The organism is Neisseria sp. HMSC15G01 (genome assembly GCF_001808255.1).
Classification (GTDB): domain Bacteria; phylum Pseudomonadota; class Gammaproteobacteria; order Burkholderiales; family Neisseriaceae; genus Neisseria; species Neisseria subflava_A.
Map to the genome: position 1 here is coordinate 1 of NZ_KV792673.1, position 941 is coordinate 941.

Genomic DNA, 941 nt, shown 5'->3' on the forward strand with positions numbered 1-941 from the left:
GCCGCAGCCGCAGCACGCAGGTGCAGGATGGCAGCAGCGCCGAAGCCGTCGGCAGCTCGCTGACGGCCGGCCGCCATCTCAGCATCCGTGCCACCGAAGGCAACATCGAAGCCAAAGGCACACAAATCTCCGCCGAAGGCGATGCCCTGCTGTATGCCCGCGACGACATCCGACTGCTGGCCGCGGCCGACAGCCGCCGGCAAACCGGCAGCAGCAAGCGTAGCGGTTTCTCCATCGACAACCGCGACCATATCACCCCCTTCGGCACCTTTAACGATCAGGGGCAGGCTGCGGGTGAGATCGGCAGCATCAGCGGCAGCACCCTGTCCGTGGGCGGTAAAACCCGTCTGCTTGCCGAAAAAGGCAATATCGCCGTCAGCGGCAGCAGTCTGGTCTCCCAAGACGACCTGCTGCTTAAAGCCGGCGGTGACATCGACATCCGCGCCGCCGAACACCGCCAAAGCCAGAGCGAGCGCCAAGTTTCTTCCGGCATCGGCAGTGCCGTTATTTCCGACACCGAGCACTTTAGCGGCTGGATGAAAAACCGCCGCGAGAACGAGGGCGAAGAAACCCGGCAGGCCGCCAGCCAAATCGGCAGCCTGAAAGGCAGCGTACGGATAGATGCCGGCGGTGCCTACCGCCAAACCGGCAGTGATGTTGCCGCCGCCCGCGACATCGACATTGCCGCCCAAAGCGTCGATATCCGCACCGCCGACAACCACGGCCGCAGCCGCCAGAGCGAGCGCGACCTTAAAATCGGCACCTTCGCCAAAATCTCCTCACCGCTGATCGATCTGGTCAACGCTGCCGAAGGTGCTGCCAAAAGCAAAGCCGACGACCGCACCCGCGCCCTGCAGGGTCTAGCCGCCGGCGCCCAAGCCTACCAACTGGCCGATTCCGTCGGCAAAGTGGCCGACGCCGTCAAAAACCAAACCGGACAG

Annotated in this window: 1 protein-coding gene; it reads left to right on the forward strand. The window is 64.2% G+C overall.

Features of this window, described 5'->3' with window-relative positions; genetic code table 11:
• Positions 1 to 941 (forward strand): hemagglutinin repeat-containing protein (locus tag HMPREF3139_RS04920; RefSeq protein ID WP_210388922.1); only part of this gene is annotated, 941 nt, incomplete at both ends.